Origin of the sequence: Thermobifida halotolerans (assembly GCF_003574835.2) — a bacterium.
Taxonomy (GTDB): domain Bacteria; phylum Actinomycetota; class Actinomycetes; order Streptosporangiales; family Streptosporangiaceae; genus Thermobifida; species Thermobifida halotolerans.
This window is the reverse complement of record NZ_CP063196.1, coordinates 2,022,138-2,037,281: the sequence shown is the minus strand read 5'-3', so window position 1 is coordinate 2,037,281 and position 15,144 is coordinate 2,022,138. Positions and strand designations below refer to the sequence as shown.

At 72.5% G+C, this 15,144-nt stretch carries 10 protein-coding genes; 3 read left to right on the top strand and 7 right to left on the bottom strand.

All coding sequences use genetic code 11. The features are described 5' to 3' along the window. Positions 1 to 97: 97 nt before the first annotated feature. On the top strand, positions 98 to 1,570 hold the full coding sequence (locus NI17_RS09020) for an aldehyde dehydrogenase family protein (protein WP_068691706.1): 1,473 nt from the start codon (positions 98 to 100) through the stop codon (positions 1,568 to 1,570). A gap of 147 nt (positions 1,571 to 1,717) precedes the next feature. Here NI17_RS09020 and NI17_RS09015 read toward each other — a convergent pair whose 3' ends face one another. Further along, on the bottom strand, positions 1,718 to 3,676 hold the full coding sequence (locus NI17_RS09015) for an oxidoreductase (protein WP_068691708.1): 1,959 nt from the start codon (positions 3,674 to 3,676) through the stop codon (positions 1,718 to 1,720). Positions 3,677 to 3,688: 12 nt separating this feature from the next. Continuing rightward, a complete protein-coding gene (locus tag NI17_RS09010; RefSeq protein ID WP_068691710.1) occupies positions 3,689 to 5,290 on the bottom strand; it encodes an FAD-dependent oxidoreductase in 1,602 nt (533 codons plus the stop codon). Between the two features lie 96 nt (positions 5,291 to 5,386). On the opposite strand from NI17_RS09010, the gene NI17_RS09005 reads away from it, so the two are divergent. Beyond that, a complete protein-coding gene (locus NI17_RS09005; protein ID WP_068691712.1) occupies positions 5,387 to 6,622 on the top strand; it encodes a YbfB/YjiJ family MFS transporter in 1,236 nt (411 codons plus the stop codon). A 24-nt stretch (positions 6,623 to 6,646) separates the two neighbouring features. Here the strand turns inward: NI17_RS09005 and NI17_RS09000 are convergent, their stop codons facing one another. Next, the gene (locus NI17_RS09000; protein WP_068691714.1) at positions 6,647 to 8,269 is read right to left on the bottom strand and encodes a thiamine pyrophosphate-binding protein; all 1,623 of its coding nucleotides are present in this window, start codon (positions 8,267 to 8,269) and stop codon (positions 6,647 to 6,649) included. A 105-nt stretch (positions 8,270 to 8,374) separates the two neighbouring features. Here NI17_RS09000 and NI17_RS08995 point away from each other — a divergent pair, with 105 nt between their 5' ends. After that, complete coding sequence (locus NI17_RS08995) at positions 8,375 to 10,015, top strand: FAD-dependent oxidoreductase (RefSeq protein ID WP_068691716.1); 1,641 nt, start codon at positions 8,375 to 8,377, stop codon at positions 10,013 to 10,015. Positions 10,016 to 10,340: 325 nt separating this feature from the next. On the opposite strand, the gene NI17_RS08990 is transcribed toward NI17_RS08995, so the two are convergent. The 4 genes from NI17_RS08990 to NI17_RS08975 are packed head-to-tail and all read right to left on the bottom strand — an operon-like array spanning position 10,341 to position 15,075. Further along, positions 10,341 to 11,081, bottom strand: a complete 741-nt coding sequence (locus NI17_RS08990; RefSeq protein WP_068691718.1) for an ABC transporter ATP-binding protein — start codon at positions 11,079 to 11,081, stop codon at positions 10,341 to 10,343. Continuing rightward, positions 11,078 to 11,827 carry an ABC transporter ATP-binding protein gene (locus NI17_RS08985; protein WP_068691720.1) on the bottom strand — a complete coding sequence of 250 codons (750 nt, stop codon included), beginning with the start codon at positions 11,825 to 11,827 and terminating at the stop codon, positions 11,078 to 11,080. The genes NI17_RS08990 and NI17_RS08985 overlap by 4 nt, the downstream gene beginning before the upstream one ends. A gap of 22 nt (positions 11,828 to 11,849) precedes the next feature. Next, complete coding sequence (locus NI17_RS08980) at positions 11,850 to 13,112, bottom strand: ABC transporter substrate-binding protein (protein WP_068691722.1); 1,263 nt, start codon at positions 13,110 to 13,112, stop codon at positions 11,850 to 11,852. A 16-nt stretch (positions 13,113 to 13,128) separates the two neighbouring features. Next, positions 13,129 to 15,075: an ABC transporter permease gene (locus NI17_RS08975; protein ID WP_068691724.1), complete on the bottom strand. Its 1,947-nt coding sequence runs from the start codon at positions 15,073 to 15,075 to the stop codon at positions 13,129 to 13,131. Positions 15,076 to 15,144: the final 69 nt, after the last annotated feature.

The following is a 15,144-nucleotide window of genomic DNA, read 5'->3' as shown; positions in this document are numbered from 1 at the left end:
TACTTGACGTTGAACGTTATATCCGATCATCGTACTCTGGGGCAAACCCCCGGCCCCCGGACCGGAACGCACAGGCCCACCCGAGGAGAGACTGGCAATGGCGACACGACGCACCGACCCGCACCACCGCTACTGGCTCGCCGGAGAACGCCGAAAACCGGACGACACCCCCACCCTGCCGGTGGTCTCACCGGTGGACGGGACGGTTGTCGGCGGCGTCCACGAGTACACGCGCGAGCAGATCGACCTGTGCTTCGCCGCCGCGCGACAGGCCCAGCCGCGCTGGTTCGCCCGGCCCCTGACCGAGCGCACCGAACTGCTCCTGCGCTTCGCCGACCTGCTCGCCGACAACGCCGAGCGGATCGGTGAGGTGCTGATGATGGAGGTGGCCAAGGCCCGCAGGGACGCCCGGGACGAGGTGGCCCGCTCCGCCGACTACGTGCGCCACACCGCCGAGGACGCCAAGCGCGTCATCGGGGACTCGCAGTTCTCCGACGCCTTCCCCGGGCAGGCGCGCGACAAGCTGGCCGTCGTCCACCGCGTCCCCCTCGGCACGGTCCTGGCGATCCCGCCGTTCAACTACCCGGTGAACCTGGCCGTGTCCAAGATCGCCCCGGCCCTGGCGACCGGCAACGCGGTCGTGCTCAAGCCGCCCTCCCAGGGAGCGCTGAGCGCGCTGATGATGTGCGACCTCGCCCACGAGGCCGGCATCCCGCCGGAGGTCCTGCAGGCGGTCACCGGCCGCGGCTCCCGCATCGGCGACTACCTGGTGCAGCACGGGGACGTCGACCTGATCACCTTCACCGGCTCCTCCGGGACCGGCGCCGAACTGGCCCGCAAGGCCGGGATGGTGCCGCTGCTGCTGGAGCTCGGCGGCAAGGACCCGGCGATCGTGCTCGCCGACGCCGACATCGACGCGGCCGCCGCCGACATCGTCTCCGGGGCCTTCTCCTACAGCGGCCAGCGCTGCACCGCGGTCAAGCGGGTCCTGGTGGTGGACGCTGTGGCCGACCGGCTGGTCGCCGCGGTCGCGCAGCGGGCGGCCGAGCTCACCGTCGGCGACCCGCGCGACAACGCCAGGATCACCCCGCTGGTGGACGCCGACGCGGCCGTCGGCGCCGAACGGATGGTCCAGGACGCGGTGGCCCGCGGCGCCACCCTCGTCTGCGGCGGCGACCGCGAGGGCAACCTCGTGCGGCCCACGGTCGTCGACCGCGTCACCGAGGACATGGACCTGGCCTGGGTGGAGCCGTTCGCGCCGGTGCTGCCCGTCATCCGGGTCCGCAGCGCCGAGGAGGCGATCCGGATCAGCAACCGGTCGGAGTACGGACTGCAGGCCGCGGTCTTCACCCGCGACATCGACCTGGCCATCCAGGTCGCGGCCCGCCTGGACGTGGGAACCGTCCAGGTCAACGGACGTACGGCACGCGGTCCCGACCACTTCCCGTTCCTGGGGACCAAGGCGTCGGGCATGGGCACGCAGGGCGTGCGCCCCTCCATCGAGGCGATGACCCGGGTGAAGTCCCTGGTCGTCAACCTGCACGCCAAGGACCTCGCCGCGGTGTCCTGAGCGCCGCCCGCCGTCCACCGGTCCGGGCGCGCCCGTGCGCGCCCGGACTCCGCCGCCCGGCCCGCCGCGAAGACCCCGGCCCCGGCACCGCGGCCGGTTGGCCACCGCACGGAGAGCCGCCCCGACGGCATGCGGACGCGGCGGCGGTCAGATGCGCAGCGCGAGCTCGTAGGCCTGCCGGGTGGCGAACGAGATCCGGCGCGGCGCGTAGGCGTCCCCGAGGACGTGCCGCTCGGCGACCCGGCCCTCCAGTTCCGTGTAGAGAGCGGACTCCGCCTCCCCGCCGCAGGCCAGCACCACGGAGTCGTAGCCGGTGTGCTCGCGTGCGACACCCGAGTAGACGTTGCGCGACACCACGCGGCCCGGTTCGACGCGGGTCACCCGCTCCGTCACCTCGATCCGGGCGCCCGCCGCGCTGAGCTTGGCCAGGGGAGCGCCGATGGAGTACCTGCCCACCAGCGGGGCGACCGCGGGCGTCGGGTACAGCACGGTGACGTCCCTGCCGAGGTCGGCCAGGTGGCCGGCGATCGTGAGCGGCTGCATGTGGTCCTCCATCGCCACCACGAGCACCCGTCCGCCGACCTCGGCCCAGCCCAGCAGCACCTCGCGCCCGTCGACCACGAACGGCAGGTCCACCCCCGGAATGTCGGGGCGGCGGGACCGGGCCCCGGTGGCCACGGCGACGACGTCGAATCCGGCGTCGGCCACGGCCTCGGCCGTCGCCTCGCGGCCCAGGGCCACCTCCACTCCCAGGGAGGCCAGCCGCCGCTCCTGGAAGGCCAGGAAGTCGGCGTAGGAGGCGTTCTCGGCGGCCCGCGCCGCGACCCGCATCTGCCCGCCGACCCGCTCCTCCCGCTCCCACACCGACACCCGGTGTCCGCGCTCGGCCAGCAGCGCCGACAACTCCAGCCCGGCCGGTCCCGCACCGGCGACGAGCACCCGCCTGGGCCTCTCGGTCCGGGACGGCGGCGGTTCGGCCTCGCGTCCGGTGCGCGGGTTCACCGAGCAACCGAACCGCATGCCCTCCACGACGACCCGGTGCAGGCAGTCGTTGGTGCCGACGCAGGGACGGATGTCGGCGGCGCGGCCGCCGCGGGCCTTGGCGACGAGGTCGCCGTCGGCGAACACGGCCCGCGCCATCCCGACGACGTCGGCGTGCCCCTCCTCGACGACGCGGGCCGCCGCGGCGGCCGTCGCGATCCGGCCGGTGTGGACCACGGGGATGTCCAGGGCGCGGGTGAACCGGTGGGCCAGGTCCGACCACCGCGCGACGCCGTAGTGGTGGGTCTGGATGTAGCTGGGCGCCCCCCAGTTGTTGCCGACCACGCAGTGCAGGTAGTCGACGGTGCCGCTGGCCTGCAGCGCGGTGGCGATGGCCAGGCCCTCGGCCAGGTCGTAGCCGCCCTCGAACAGCTCGTCCATGTTCAGCCGCACGCCGACGGTGAAGTCCGCCCCCACCTTTCGGCGGATGGCGCGCAGCACGTCCAGCAGCAGCCGCGTCCGCCGCTCGCGGTCGCCCCCGTAGGAGTCGTCGCGCCGGTTGGTCGCGGGGGAGAGGAAGAGCTGGAGCAGGTCCTCGTGGTTGGCGTGCAGCTCCACCCCGTCGAGCCCGGCGGCCTTGGCCTCCGCGGCGCAGAACGCGTACTCCTCGACGAACCAGGCGATCTCCGCGGCGTCCAGCACGTGGGGGACCTGGTTGTTGGTGTGGTTGGCCATCAGGCCCGACGGCGAGTGCGGCATGCCGCCCTGCATGATCAGCTGGGCCGACGCGTAGGCGCCCGCCGCCTGCACCGCCTCGGCGTAGCGCGCGGCCCGTTCGCGAAACTGCGGCAGCCGGAAGACGCCGCGGACGGTGGCGCCCAGACCGGTCGGCTCGAAGCCGGGGATCACCGGGTTGGCGACGAATCCGTTCAGTCCGCAGATCCAGGCGGCACCGCTCTCGGCGCGCTGCCGCCAGTAGGCGATCTGCGCGCGGGCCTGCCGTTCGCTTCCGAACAGGTCACCGGTCAGCCGCCCGTGCGGCGGCAGCATGATCCGGTTGCGCAGGTCCATGCCTCCCACCCGGATCGGCTGGAACAGCGGGCCGTCCGCGATCCCGTCCGACATCTGGACGCCTCCCTAGTACGTGGCCGCGTGCCGTCCGGCCAGGTGGGCGAAGACCACGGCGGGACCGAGCGTGCCCCCGGCGCCGCCGTAGACCATTCCCGTGGGGGCGGCCATCGCGTTGCCCACGGCGTAGAGTCCCTCGATCGGTGTGTCGTCGGCCCGGATGACCTGGCCGTCGGGGGTGGTGCTGGGGCCGCCCTTGGTGCCCAGCGCGCTCGGGTGGACGGGCACGGCGTGGAACGGCCCGGTGGCGACGCTGCCCAGGGTGGCCCGCGGGGTGCCGTAGTACGTCTGGTCGCCGCACCAGCCGTCGTACACGCTCTCGCCGCGGTGGAAGTCGGGGTCGTGCCCGGCCCGGACGTGGTCGTTGAAGCGCGCCACCGTCGCGACCAGGGCGTCGGCCGGGACGCCGATCCGCTCGGCGAGGTCCTCCAGGGTGTCGGCGCGCCGCACCCAGTCGGGGGCGCCCGCGCCCGCGGCGGTGCCGAACACGCCGTACCTCTTCACGCAGGCGTCGTCGAGGACCAGCCAGGCCGGGACGTTGGCGTAGGAGAACGAGGCGATGTCGAAGGTGCGGAACACGGCGCCGAGCGCGTTGTAGTTGGCGGCCTCGTTGGCGAACCGGCGGCCGCGCGCGTTGACCATGAGCGTGCCGGGCAGGGTCCGCTCACGCAGCAGCAGGGTGGGGACGGGCGTGCCGTCCTCACCCGGAACCAGGACGACGGGGACCCACCACGCCTCGTGCACGCCGCCGAGGCGGGCGCCGACCCGCATCGCCATGCGCAGTCCGTCCCCGGTGTTGCTCGAAACGCCCGGCGGGTGGGCGAGCGGGCCGTGCAGCAGGTCCCGGACGAGGGCCGGGTCGTGCTCGAAGCCGCCGGTGGCGATGATGACCGCCCTGCGTGCGCGCACCTCGCGGGACTCCTGGCCCGACTCGAACCGGACTCCCGTGACGCGGCCGCCGTCGACCAGCAGTTCGACGGCCCGCATGCCGGTGCGGGGTTCGATGCTCCGGTCCAGGCACCCCTGGAGCAGCGCGGCGACCAGCCCCCGCCCCAGCCCCTCCTGGGAGGCCTCGGTCCGCCGCCGCATGAGTTCGGGGGCGATGACGCCGGTCCCGCCGCCGCTGGGGATCTCGCTGATGCGCAGGCGGCGGGGGGAGCCGACCAGCCGGTCCCGCCAGGGGCCCAGGCCCCGGGTGTCGAACAGCGCGGGCTCCAGGGAGCGGCCGCCGCCGGGAAGGCCGCCGGGGTGCTCGGGGTGGTAGTCGGGATACCGGGGGACCAGTCGGAGCCGCAGCGGTGTCTCGCGGTCCAACCAGTCCAGGGTGGGGGCGACGTTGTCGACGAAGGCTTCCACCATCTCCGGGCGCATGCTGCCGTTGGACAGCGAGCCGAGGTAGGTCAGCGCCTTCTCACGGCTGTCGTCGACGCCCGCCTCGGCGGCGTGGCGGTTGCCGGGGAGCCAGACGATGCCGCCGGAGAGCGCCGTCGTGCCGCCGACCCGGTCGGCCTTCTCGAACAGTCCCACCGAGGCGCCGTTGCTCGCCGCCGCCAGCGCGGCGGTCAGTCCGGCGGCTCCGGTGCCGAGCACCACCACGTCGTATTCGTTCATCGCGCCACCTCCTGGGAGATCGACGTGAATCTATCGCATTCGACGTCTTACGTATAGTGTTAGATTTCCTGTCGGGAGTGCGGAAGGGACACCCGGATGGCAGCTCAACCGCCCGCAACCGCCGAGCCGGCAGGCGAGGAGCCCGCCGCCGACGCTCCGCCGCGGACCTGGATCTGGCCGGTGCTGCTGGTCATGAGCGCCGCGGCGGTCTCCCAGGGCTTCGTCCGCTTCACCCTCGGCTACGTCATGCCGGACATGACCCGCGACCTGCTCGGCTCCTACAGCGCGGCCGGACTGCTCAGCGCCGCCAACCTCGGCGGCTACCTCATCGGCGTCCTCGCGCTGACCTGCGCCGGGCACCGCTTCGAAAGCACCCGGCTGCTCAGGACCGGACTGGCGCTGACCACTCTGGGACTGGCCGCCGTGGCCCTCGCCCCCTCCGTCCCGCTGCTCTTCGTCGGTATGGGAGCGGCCGGTCTGTGCAGCGCCCTGGTCTGGATCCCGATACCGTCGGTCGTCGCGGCGCACGTCCCCCAGCGCCACCGGGGACTCGGATTCGGACTGGCCACCGCGGGCGTCGGCATCAGCATCGCGGCGATCGGCCCCGTCGTGGGACTCACCCAACGGGTGTTCGGCGCGGGGCAGTGGCGGCCGGTGTGGGCCCTGGAAGCGGCCGCAGCGGTGCTGGTCCTGCTGCTGCTCCTGCTGTTGTTGAAGCCGGTGCGCCCCGACCCCGCGAAGCCGCCGGCGCCTGCGGCCCGGCACGCCGGGATCCCCGGAAGGGGCAGGCTGCTGGTGTCCTACTTCCTGTACGGAGTGAGCTTCGTCCTCTACACCACCTACCTCGTCGTGGCCCTGCGGGAGGACCTGGACTTCGCTTCGGCGGACGCCGCCCGCGCCTTCTCGCTGCTCGGCCTCGCCAGCATCGCCGGGGGAGCGGTCGGCGGCCGGGCCTCCGACCGGCTCGGCCGCCGACCGGTCCTGGCGGCCTGCATGGCGACGGCCGGACTGGCGGCACTGGTCGTCCCCCTGGACTGGAGCGGCGCGGTACCGGCGGCGAACCTCGTCTACGGACTGGTGATGACGTCGGTCGGCACGGTGATGGTCGCCTATCTCGGCGACGTCCTCACACCCGACCGGATGGGCACGGCCTTCGGCTCCGTGACGGCCGCTCTCGGGCTGGCGCAGGTCGTCGCGCCGCCCATCGGCGGCTGGCTGGCCGACGCGACCGGCTCTTTCTCCGTGGTGTTCCACCTCGCCTGCGCGGCGGGGGTGCTCGCCGGGATCATCGCGGTGTTCCTGCCGAGCACGGCCGCGGGGCGCCGGCGCTGAGCCGACGCCCCGCACGTCGGGGGATCAGTGGCCGGGAGCGGGCACCCTGTCCGGGTCGATCCTGATCTCGATCAGGATCGGCCGGTCCCGGGTCTCGACAGCGGCGAGCGCTTCGTCCAGTTCGGCCGGGTTGCGGACGGTGAAGCCGCGCCCGCCGAGCGCGGTGGCGACCGGACCGAAGTCGGGCCACGCGAAGGTGGAGATGGCCGGGTCCATGTTCTTGGCGCGGAACTGGACGTGCTCGGCGCCGTAGGCGCCGTCGTTGAGTACGACGACGACGAGGTCGACGCCGTGGCGCACCGCGGTGTTGAACTCCGCCAGGCCGCCGAGCATGAACCCGCCGTCGCCGGTGACCAGCAGGGTGGGCCGTCCGGGAGCGCCCAGGCAGGCCCCGATCGCGTTGCCCATGCCCAGACCGATCGAGCCGAAGTTGACGGTGTGCACGTAGGCGCTCGGCTCCGGGCAGTGCAGCATGGTGAAGGCGGTGAAGATGAACCGGCCGCCGTCGAGGACGAGCGTGCGGTCGGCGGGGAACGCCTCGTCGATGCGGAGCATGGCGGTGCGGATGTCCACGGTCTCGTCGGTGCTCCGGTCGGTGAAGTCCGCGGGGGAGCGGGCCGCCAGCTTCGCGGCGAGCCCCTCGGAGGCGAAGCCCGTGGGGGCGACCTCCGCCTGGTCCAGCCACTCGACGATGGTCTCCGCCACGGTCGCGGCGTCGCCGACGACGCCGACGTCGGCGTGCGAGAACCGGTTGATACCGTCGCGGTCCAGGTCGACGTGGACGATCCGCTTCTTCTCCAGCAGCGACCCCTCGGCCGTGGTCCACTTGTTGAGGCTGGCGCCGAAGGCGACGACGCAGTCGCTCTCCATGATCGTCTCCAGGGCGACCTCGTGGGACAGGGTGCCGAAGATGCCGAGGTTGCACCGCTCGCCGCGGAACAGGTCCTTGCCGCGCAGCGTCGTGGCCACCGGGGCGCCGATGCGCTCGGCCAGTCGCAGCAGCGCCGCCCTGGCGCGCGGGGCGGCGGCGCCGCGTCCGGCCAGCACGATCGGGCGTCGGGCGGCGGCGACGACCCCGACCGCGGCGTCCAGCGCGGCCGGATCCGGGGCCACGGCCTGCGGCTCGACCAGCTTCGGCGCGGCCGGCTGGTAGGGGACGTCCTCCCACTGGAACTCGACCGGCACGTTGAGCACGACCGGCCGCCGTTCCAGCAGCGCCCGCCGGATCGCCGTGGCCACGTCCTCGGCCGCGGTCAGCGGGGAGCGGACCTGCTCGAATCCCGCGCCGGTGGGGAGCACGACGTCGCGCTGCGGGATGTTCTGGAAGTTCTCCCGGTCCACCACCGCGGTGTCGCCCGCGACCAGGAGGAGGGGCGTGTGGTCGCGTACGCTCTCCACCAGGGCGGTCGCGGTGTTGGTCAGGGCGGGGCCGTGGGTCACCGTGGCCACGCCGAGCCGACCGGAGGTGCGGGCGAACCCGTTGGCGGCCAGGACGGCGCCCGCCTCGTTGGAGCAGGAGTAGTACCTGCCTTCGGTCACCCGCTGGAAGCTGTCCATCATGTACAGGTTGGCGTCGCCGAGGACTCCGAAGACGGTGTCCACGCCGTGGTCGGCGAGGGCACGGGCCATCACTTCGTGAAACAGCATTGCCGGGCTCCCCTCGGTAGGTCTCCCAGAACGTTCGCAAACCTTCCCTTGTACGTCAATAGGAAGATGCATTACAAAGGGGGGAGGTCAGGGAGAGGAGCTGTGATGACCGAGGAGTTCGATGTCATCGTCCTGGGCACGGGAGCCGCGGGGCTCACCGCGGCGGTGACCGCCGCCAGGGGCGGAGCGCGGGTGGGCCTGTTCGAGAAGTCCCACGAGGTGGGGGGAACCGCGGCCTGGTCGGGCGGGCACGTGTGGATCCCCTGCAACCCGCACCAGGCGGCCATCGGCGTCACCGACAGCGAGGACGAGGCCTTCACCTACATCATGTCGCTGTCGCGGGACCTGCTCGAGGAGCGCCTGGTCCGCGCCTACCTCAAGGCCGGACCGGAGATGGTGGAATTCCTCGACCGGCAGGCCGGAACCGAGTTCTACGCCGTCCCCGACTTCCCCGACTACCATCCCGAGCACCCGGGCGGAAAGCCCGGCGGCGGCCGCACCATCGAGTGCCCGCTCTTCCCCTTCGACGAGCTGGGCGAGTGGCAGGACAGGGTCACCCACACCCCGTACTACTCCAGCGAGCACCTGACCATGAGCGAGACCCCGCTGGGCGCCGCGGTCCCCCGGGTCCCCTCGAAGGAGGAGCTGGCCCGCCGCGCCGTCCGCGACGAACGCGGCCGGGGCCAGGCGCTGATCGGACGGCTGCTCAAGGCCCTGCTCGACGCCGGAGTGGAGCCGCGGGTGCAGCACCGCGCCCGCGAACTGGTCGTCGAGGACGGCCGGGTCGTCGGCGTGCGCTTCGACACCCCCGACGGCTCCCGCGAGGTCCGCGCCGAGCGGGGGGTGGTGCTGGCCACCGGCGGATTCGAGTGGAACGAGGAGTACAAGCGGGCCTTCCTGCGCGGCCCGCTCACCCACCCCGTCTCCATGCCGACCAACACCGGCGACGGCCTGTACATGGCCATGAAGGCCGGAGCGATGCTCGGCAACATGCGGGAGGCCTGGTGGATTCCCGCCGCCGACCTGCCCGAGGGCATCAACCCCATGAACCGCGCCATGATCACCGCCGACCGCACCCGGCCCCGCTCCATCATGGTCAACCGCAGGGGGCGCCGCTTCACCAACGAGGCCGCCAACTACAACGCGTTCGGCGGCGCCTTCCACGTCGAGGACGTGTCCGCCTTCGACTACGCCAACCTGCCCTCCTGGCTGGTCTTCGACCAGGGCTACCTGCGCGCCTACGGCACCGTCGGACCGCACCCGGCGGGTGAGGAGCCGCCCTCCTGGCTGAAGGGCCACCCCACGCTGGAGGCGCTGGCCGAGGACATCGGACTGCCCGCCGAGGAGCTGGTGGCGACCGTGCGACGCTGGAACGACCATGTGGCCCACGGTGTCGACCCCGACTTCCACCGCGGGCACAGCGCCCACGACCGCTGGTGGGGCGACCCCGCCTACAAGGGCGACGTGCGCGGCACCCTCGGCCCCATCGACGACCCGCCCTACTACGCGATCAAGGTCGTCAGCGGCGGTCTGGGCACCAAGGGCGGCCCCCGCGTGGACACCCACGCCCGGGTGCTCGACCTCGACGGCGACGCCATCGAGGGCCTCTACGCCGCGGGCAACGTGATGGCCTCCCCCTTCGGCATGACCTACGGCGGCGCCGGAGGCACCCTGGGCCCCGCCATGGTCTTCGCCTACCTCGCGGCCCGCCACCTCACCGGAGCCGCGACCGCGGACGACAGGTGAGGTGCGGCCCCGCAGGGCCGCTCGGACGTTCTCCCGGGCTCGCCGTCTCGGTGGGGAGAGCGAGACAGTGAGCCGTGGCCGGGCCGCGGAACCCTGGCAGGGTTCCGCGGCCCCGACCATGAGGGCGACTTCGCCGCCTGACCCCCTCAGACACCAATGGCCTCGACACCGGGGGCCGTTTCCCGTGTTCTTCGGCCTCTGACGCCGATCCCGATCCTGTGCCTTGCGGCCGAAGCAGCCCCGCCACCGGTGTCGGCTTGGTCGGGCGGAAGCGTACAGAGGGGCCCGACCGTGGTCGGGCCCCTCGATCACAGCGGAGTGGACGTCACCGCCCCAGGTAGGAGGACTCGATCTCCGACCAGCGCTCCCGCAGCTCCTCGGTGGTGCCGTGGGTGCGCACCCGGCCGCCGGCCAGCACGTAGCCGCGCTGGGCGTACTTCAGCGCCAGGTGGACGTGCTGCTCCACCATCAGCACGGCGAGCCCGGCGGAGACCGCGATGTCCTGGAGCGCGGAGAACAGCCGCTCCACCACCACCGGGGCCAGGCCCATGGACATCTCGTCCACCAACAGCACCCGCGGCCCGGCGGCCAGCGCCCGCCCCAGAGCCAGCATCTGCTGCTCGCCCCCGGACAGCACCCCGACCCGCTTGTTGCGGCGCTTTTGCAGTTCGGGGAAGAGTTCCAGGACGTCCAGGCCGTCCGGTCGGGCGCACAGCCGCAGATGCTCGTCGATCGTCAACGACGGAAACAGCGAGCGGTCCTCGGGCACGTGCGCCAGGCGCCTGCGGGCGATGGCGTGCGGACTGGACCGCAGCAGCGAACGCCCGTCCAGTCGGATGTCTCCGGACGTGACCCGCACCATGCCGGAACAGGCCAGCAGGGTGGTGGTCTTGCCCGCGCCGTTGGGACCCAGCAGGCTGACGATCTCTCCGGCGGACACCGACAGGTCCACGCCCTGCAGCACCCGGATGGGCCCGTAACCGGCGTCGACCCCCGAGATGTCCAGCACGGCGGACCCCGACCCGGTGGGGGTCTTTCCGGAGTGTTCGGAAACTGTCGCGGTCATGACGTACCTCCGACGGAGGACTCGGCGGACTCGGTGTCGGAGCCCGTGCCCAGGTAGGCGCGGGCGACCTCGGGGTCCTCGCGGACGACCTCGGGCGGCCCCGAGGCGATCCGCCTGCCGAAGTCGAGGACCTGGACGTCGTCGCAGATGTTCATGATGAGGTCGACGTCGTGGTCCACCAGCAGGACGGTCGCGACCCCCTCGTCGACCAGCCTCCTCAGCTTGGCGCCGAACTGCTGTGACTCCCCGGCGTCCAGTCCGGCTGCCGGTTCGTCCAGCAGCAGCAGGCGGGGGCTCGCGGCCAGGGCGCGGGCCACGGAGACCAGCCGGGCCGACCCGGCGGACAACTCCGCCGGGTAGCTGTCGGCGGCCCAGCCCACGTCCATCTGCTCCAGCGCGTACTCCACGGGGTCGGTCGAGGCTCCGCCAGCCCGGGACCGGGCGTAGGTCTGCAGGTTCTCCCGGACGGTGAGGTCCATGAAGAGCTCCAGCGACTGGAAGGTGCGGACGATGCCCGCCCGGCTGCGGCGGTGCGCCGGCCAGGAGACGATGCTCTGCCCGTCCAGGCGGATGTCTCCGGAGCAGCGCGCCATCCCGGTGATGGCGTCGATCATGGTGGTCTTGCCCGCGCCGTTGGGGCCGATCAGCCCCACCAGGCTGCCGGGCTCGACCGTGAAGCTGACCGAGTCCGCGGCGGTGACCCCGCCGTAGCGCACGGTTGTCCTGTCGAGTTCGAGCAGGCTCATCTCACTCCTCAGCCGGTGGCGGTCAGGTGCCCGGTGCGTGTCCGGTGACCCAGGACAGGTCGCCCTGGATGTCGATGTAGTTCTCCAGGTGGCCGGGGTCCTCGATGGGCGCGGGAGTGAAGCCGCCGTCCTCGTACCGCTGGATCAGCGTGTAGGGGTTGGCGATCTGTGGCATGCCCTCCGGCGGGTTGGCCGGGTCGGTCGCGTGGGTGAGGAAGCCGCCCCACGGTTCGCCCTTCTGCAGTTCGGCCAGGACGGATTCGGCGGTGATGTCGCCGTCGACGGCGGCCAGGATGTCGTGGGCGTACTGCATGGAGGAGGCGGCGACCGCGGTCTGGCCGGTCAGTTCGAGGTCCGGCGCGTAGGTCTCCATGACGTGCCGGTAGGTGGCGGCGTCCTCGCCGTCGTACTCGGCGGGAACCGATGCGAAGGCGAACAGCACACCGTCGGCCGCGTCCCCGGCGGCGTCGAAGACCGTCTTGGTGGCCGGTGTGGAGGAGGCGCCGACCTCGGCGGTCAGCCCGGTGTTGCGTACCGCCTGGAACATCCGGGCGGCGGCGCCCTCGCCCACGGCGAGGATGACCGCGTCGGGCTCCTCGGCGGCGATCTTGGAGATCGCCGGGGTCAGGTCGGCGGCCGCGGGGTCGAACTCGGTCATGTAGTAGTCGCCGCCGCCCAGCTCCTCCCACAGTTCGCCCAGGGACTCGCCGACCGCCTGACCGGAGGGGGTGTTGCTGTAGGCGACGGCGAGGCTGTCGGCGCCGGTGGCCGCGAAGTACACGGCGAGGCTGGGGTAGGTGCCGGTGGCGCCGGGGGTGGTCGGGAAGTTGTGCGGGCTGTTGTACTCGTTGGTGGTCACCGGCCATCCGCCGATGTTGGCCAGTCCGGCGTTTTCCATGGCGGGCAGGGCGTTGGCGCCGAACGACAGCGAGGAGTTGTTGACCAGGGCGACCACGCCGGAGTCGACCAGGTTGTTGAGGCACTGGGTGGTCTTGGCCGGGTCCCCGTGGTCGTCGCAGTTCTCCACCGTCACCGGGCGGCCGTCGATTCCGCCGAGTTCCTCGTTGATGTAGGAGGCCCACGCGTTGTTGACGGTCTCCACCGAGGCGTTGCTCCAGGCGGGGTGGGTGATGGTCAGGACGGAGCCGAGCTTGATCGGTTCGCCGTCGAGACCGCCGGTGCTGGTGGTCTCGACGCCGTTGTTTCCGCAGGCTGCCAGGGTGAGCGCCAGTGCGGTGGCGGCCGCGCCGACCGTGAGCCCGGTGCGGGGGCGTCTGGTGTTCATGGGGGGTCGCTCCTTGTTACTTGGCGGGCACCGGCTGATCGGTGGAAGTCGACCGGTCGGTGTCGTCGGGGGAGGTGGGTGCGGGGGCCGGGGTTGCGCGTCGGCGCCGGTGCGTCCGGATGGCGTGTGCGGTGGAGGCCAGGCCGTCGGGGTGGACCTGGATGGCGATCAGCAGGGCGCCGCCGGCGATGATCAGCTGGTAGGCGTCGGCCTCCCAGGTGGCCAGCAGTTGGGAGAACAGGCCGCCGCTGGCGCCCAGGCCGGCGAAGATGGCGCCGCTGACCATGCCGATCCCGCCGATGGCGGCCATGGCGATCACGTGCAGCGACTCGAAGACGGTGAACCGTTCGTAGGCGAAGACGTTGGCCTGGTAGCTGAGCAGCGAGCCGCCGAGGCCGGCGATGAACGCCGACAGGGCGAAGGCGGCCAGTTTGAACTGCTTGAGGTTGATGCCCGCCGCCGCGGCGGCGGCCTCGTTCTCCCGTACCGCCAGGGCGCGCCGGCCGAAGGTGGAGGCCCGCAGCGCGGCGACCAGGCTGGCGGTGGCGACCACGATCACCAGGGCGACCACGGCGAAGGCGGTGCTGCTCAGCTCCCGGCCGAACAGGCTGGCCGCGGGCACCCGGTTGTAGCCGCCGTCCCCGCCCAGCAGGCGGCCGTCGGAGAACACGGCGACCTGGCAGATGTAGGCGGCGCTGAGGGTCACCAGCGCCAGGCTGGGGCCGCGCACCCGCAGGGAGGGCAGGCCCACCAGCAGACCCACCAGGGTGGCCACCGCGCCGCTGAGCAGCAGGACGAGGGGGAAGGGCAGTCCGGCGTTGGCGAACAGGGCGGTCATCATGCCGCCGATCCCGGCGAAGGCGACCTGGGCCAGCGAGACCTGGCCGACGAGGCCGGTGACCACCACCACCGACAGGGCGATCAGCACGCCCGCGAGGGTCACCACCCCGGCCGCCAGCCAGGAGGAGCTGACGGTGTGGATGAACACCAGGCCCACCGCCAGGGCGAGGAGCGGACCGATGACCCGGTAGCGCGGGGGCAGGCTGACCGGCAGGCGGCCGCGCACCACCTCGCCGCGGGCGGGCAGCAGTCGGCCGGAGAAGATCATCGCGAGGATGACGACCAGCGCCGGGATCGCCTGGGAGCGGCCCGGTCCGGTCCACAGCCAGGTGTACCAGGCGCCCTCGGCGCCGGTGACCAGTTGCAGCGCGGACTCCACCATGCCCAGGCCGAGTCCCGCGGCGACCGCGACGCCGAACGAGGTGAATCGGGCGATCAGGGCCGCGGCGAAGACGGGGACCACCAGCAGGGTGAGCACCTGGGAGTCCAGGCCGGCCACGGGACTGAGCATCACTCCAGCGACGGCGGCCAGGGCAAAACCCATGGCCCAGGTCAGCGCGCCGATAAGGACCGGGGACAGGCCGCTGAGCGAGGCGCCCTTCTCGCTGTCGGAGATCGCGCGGATGGCCAGACCTATCCGGGTGCGGCGGGAGATCAGGGCCAGGGCGACGGCCAGGACGACGGCCACCGCCGCCAGGACCAGGCGGTCGGCCGGGATGGGCACGCCCAGCACGGTGACCGGGGCGGCGGGCACGACGGGGGCGGGCGTCTTGGTCTGCACGTCGAACAGCAGGATCGCCAGGCCCTGCAGCAGTAGGAGCAGCGCCAGGGTGGCGATGATCCGGGCCAGCATGGGGGAGTTGCGCAACTGCCGCATGACCAGCAGGTAGAAGGCGACCCCCAGCAGGACCGAGAAGGCCAGGGTCAGCAGGACCGCCGGGACGGTGTGCCAGCCGAGGTCGTCGCGGAGCGCGAAGAACACGTAGGCGCAGATCATGGCGACCGCGCCCTGGGCGAAATTGAGGACCCCCGTTCCCCGGTAGATGGTCACCAGGCCCAGCGCCAGCAGCGCGTAGGCGCCGCCGAGCCCCAGGCCCAGGAGGGCGAACTGCAGCACAGACATCTGGGTGTCCTGTCGTTGGGCATTTGCGGATCGGGTGTGATGAAAGTAATGTCCCTTGACGTTGAACGT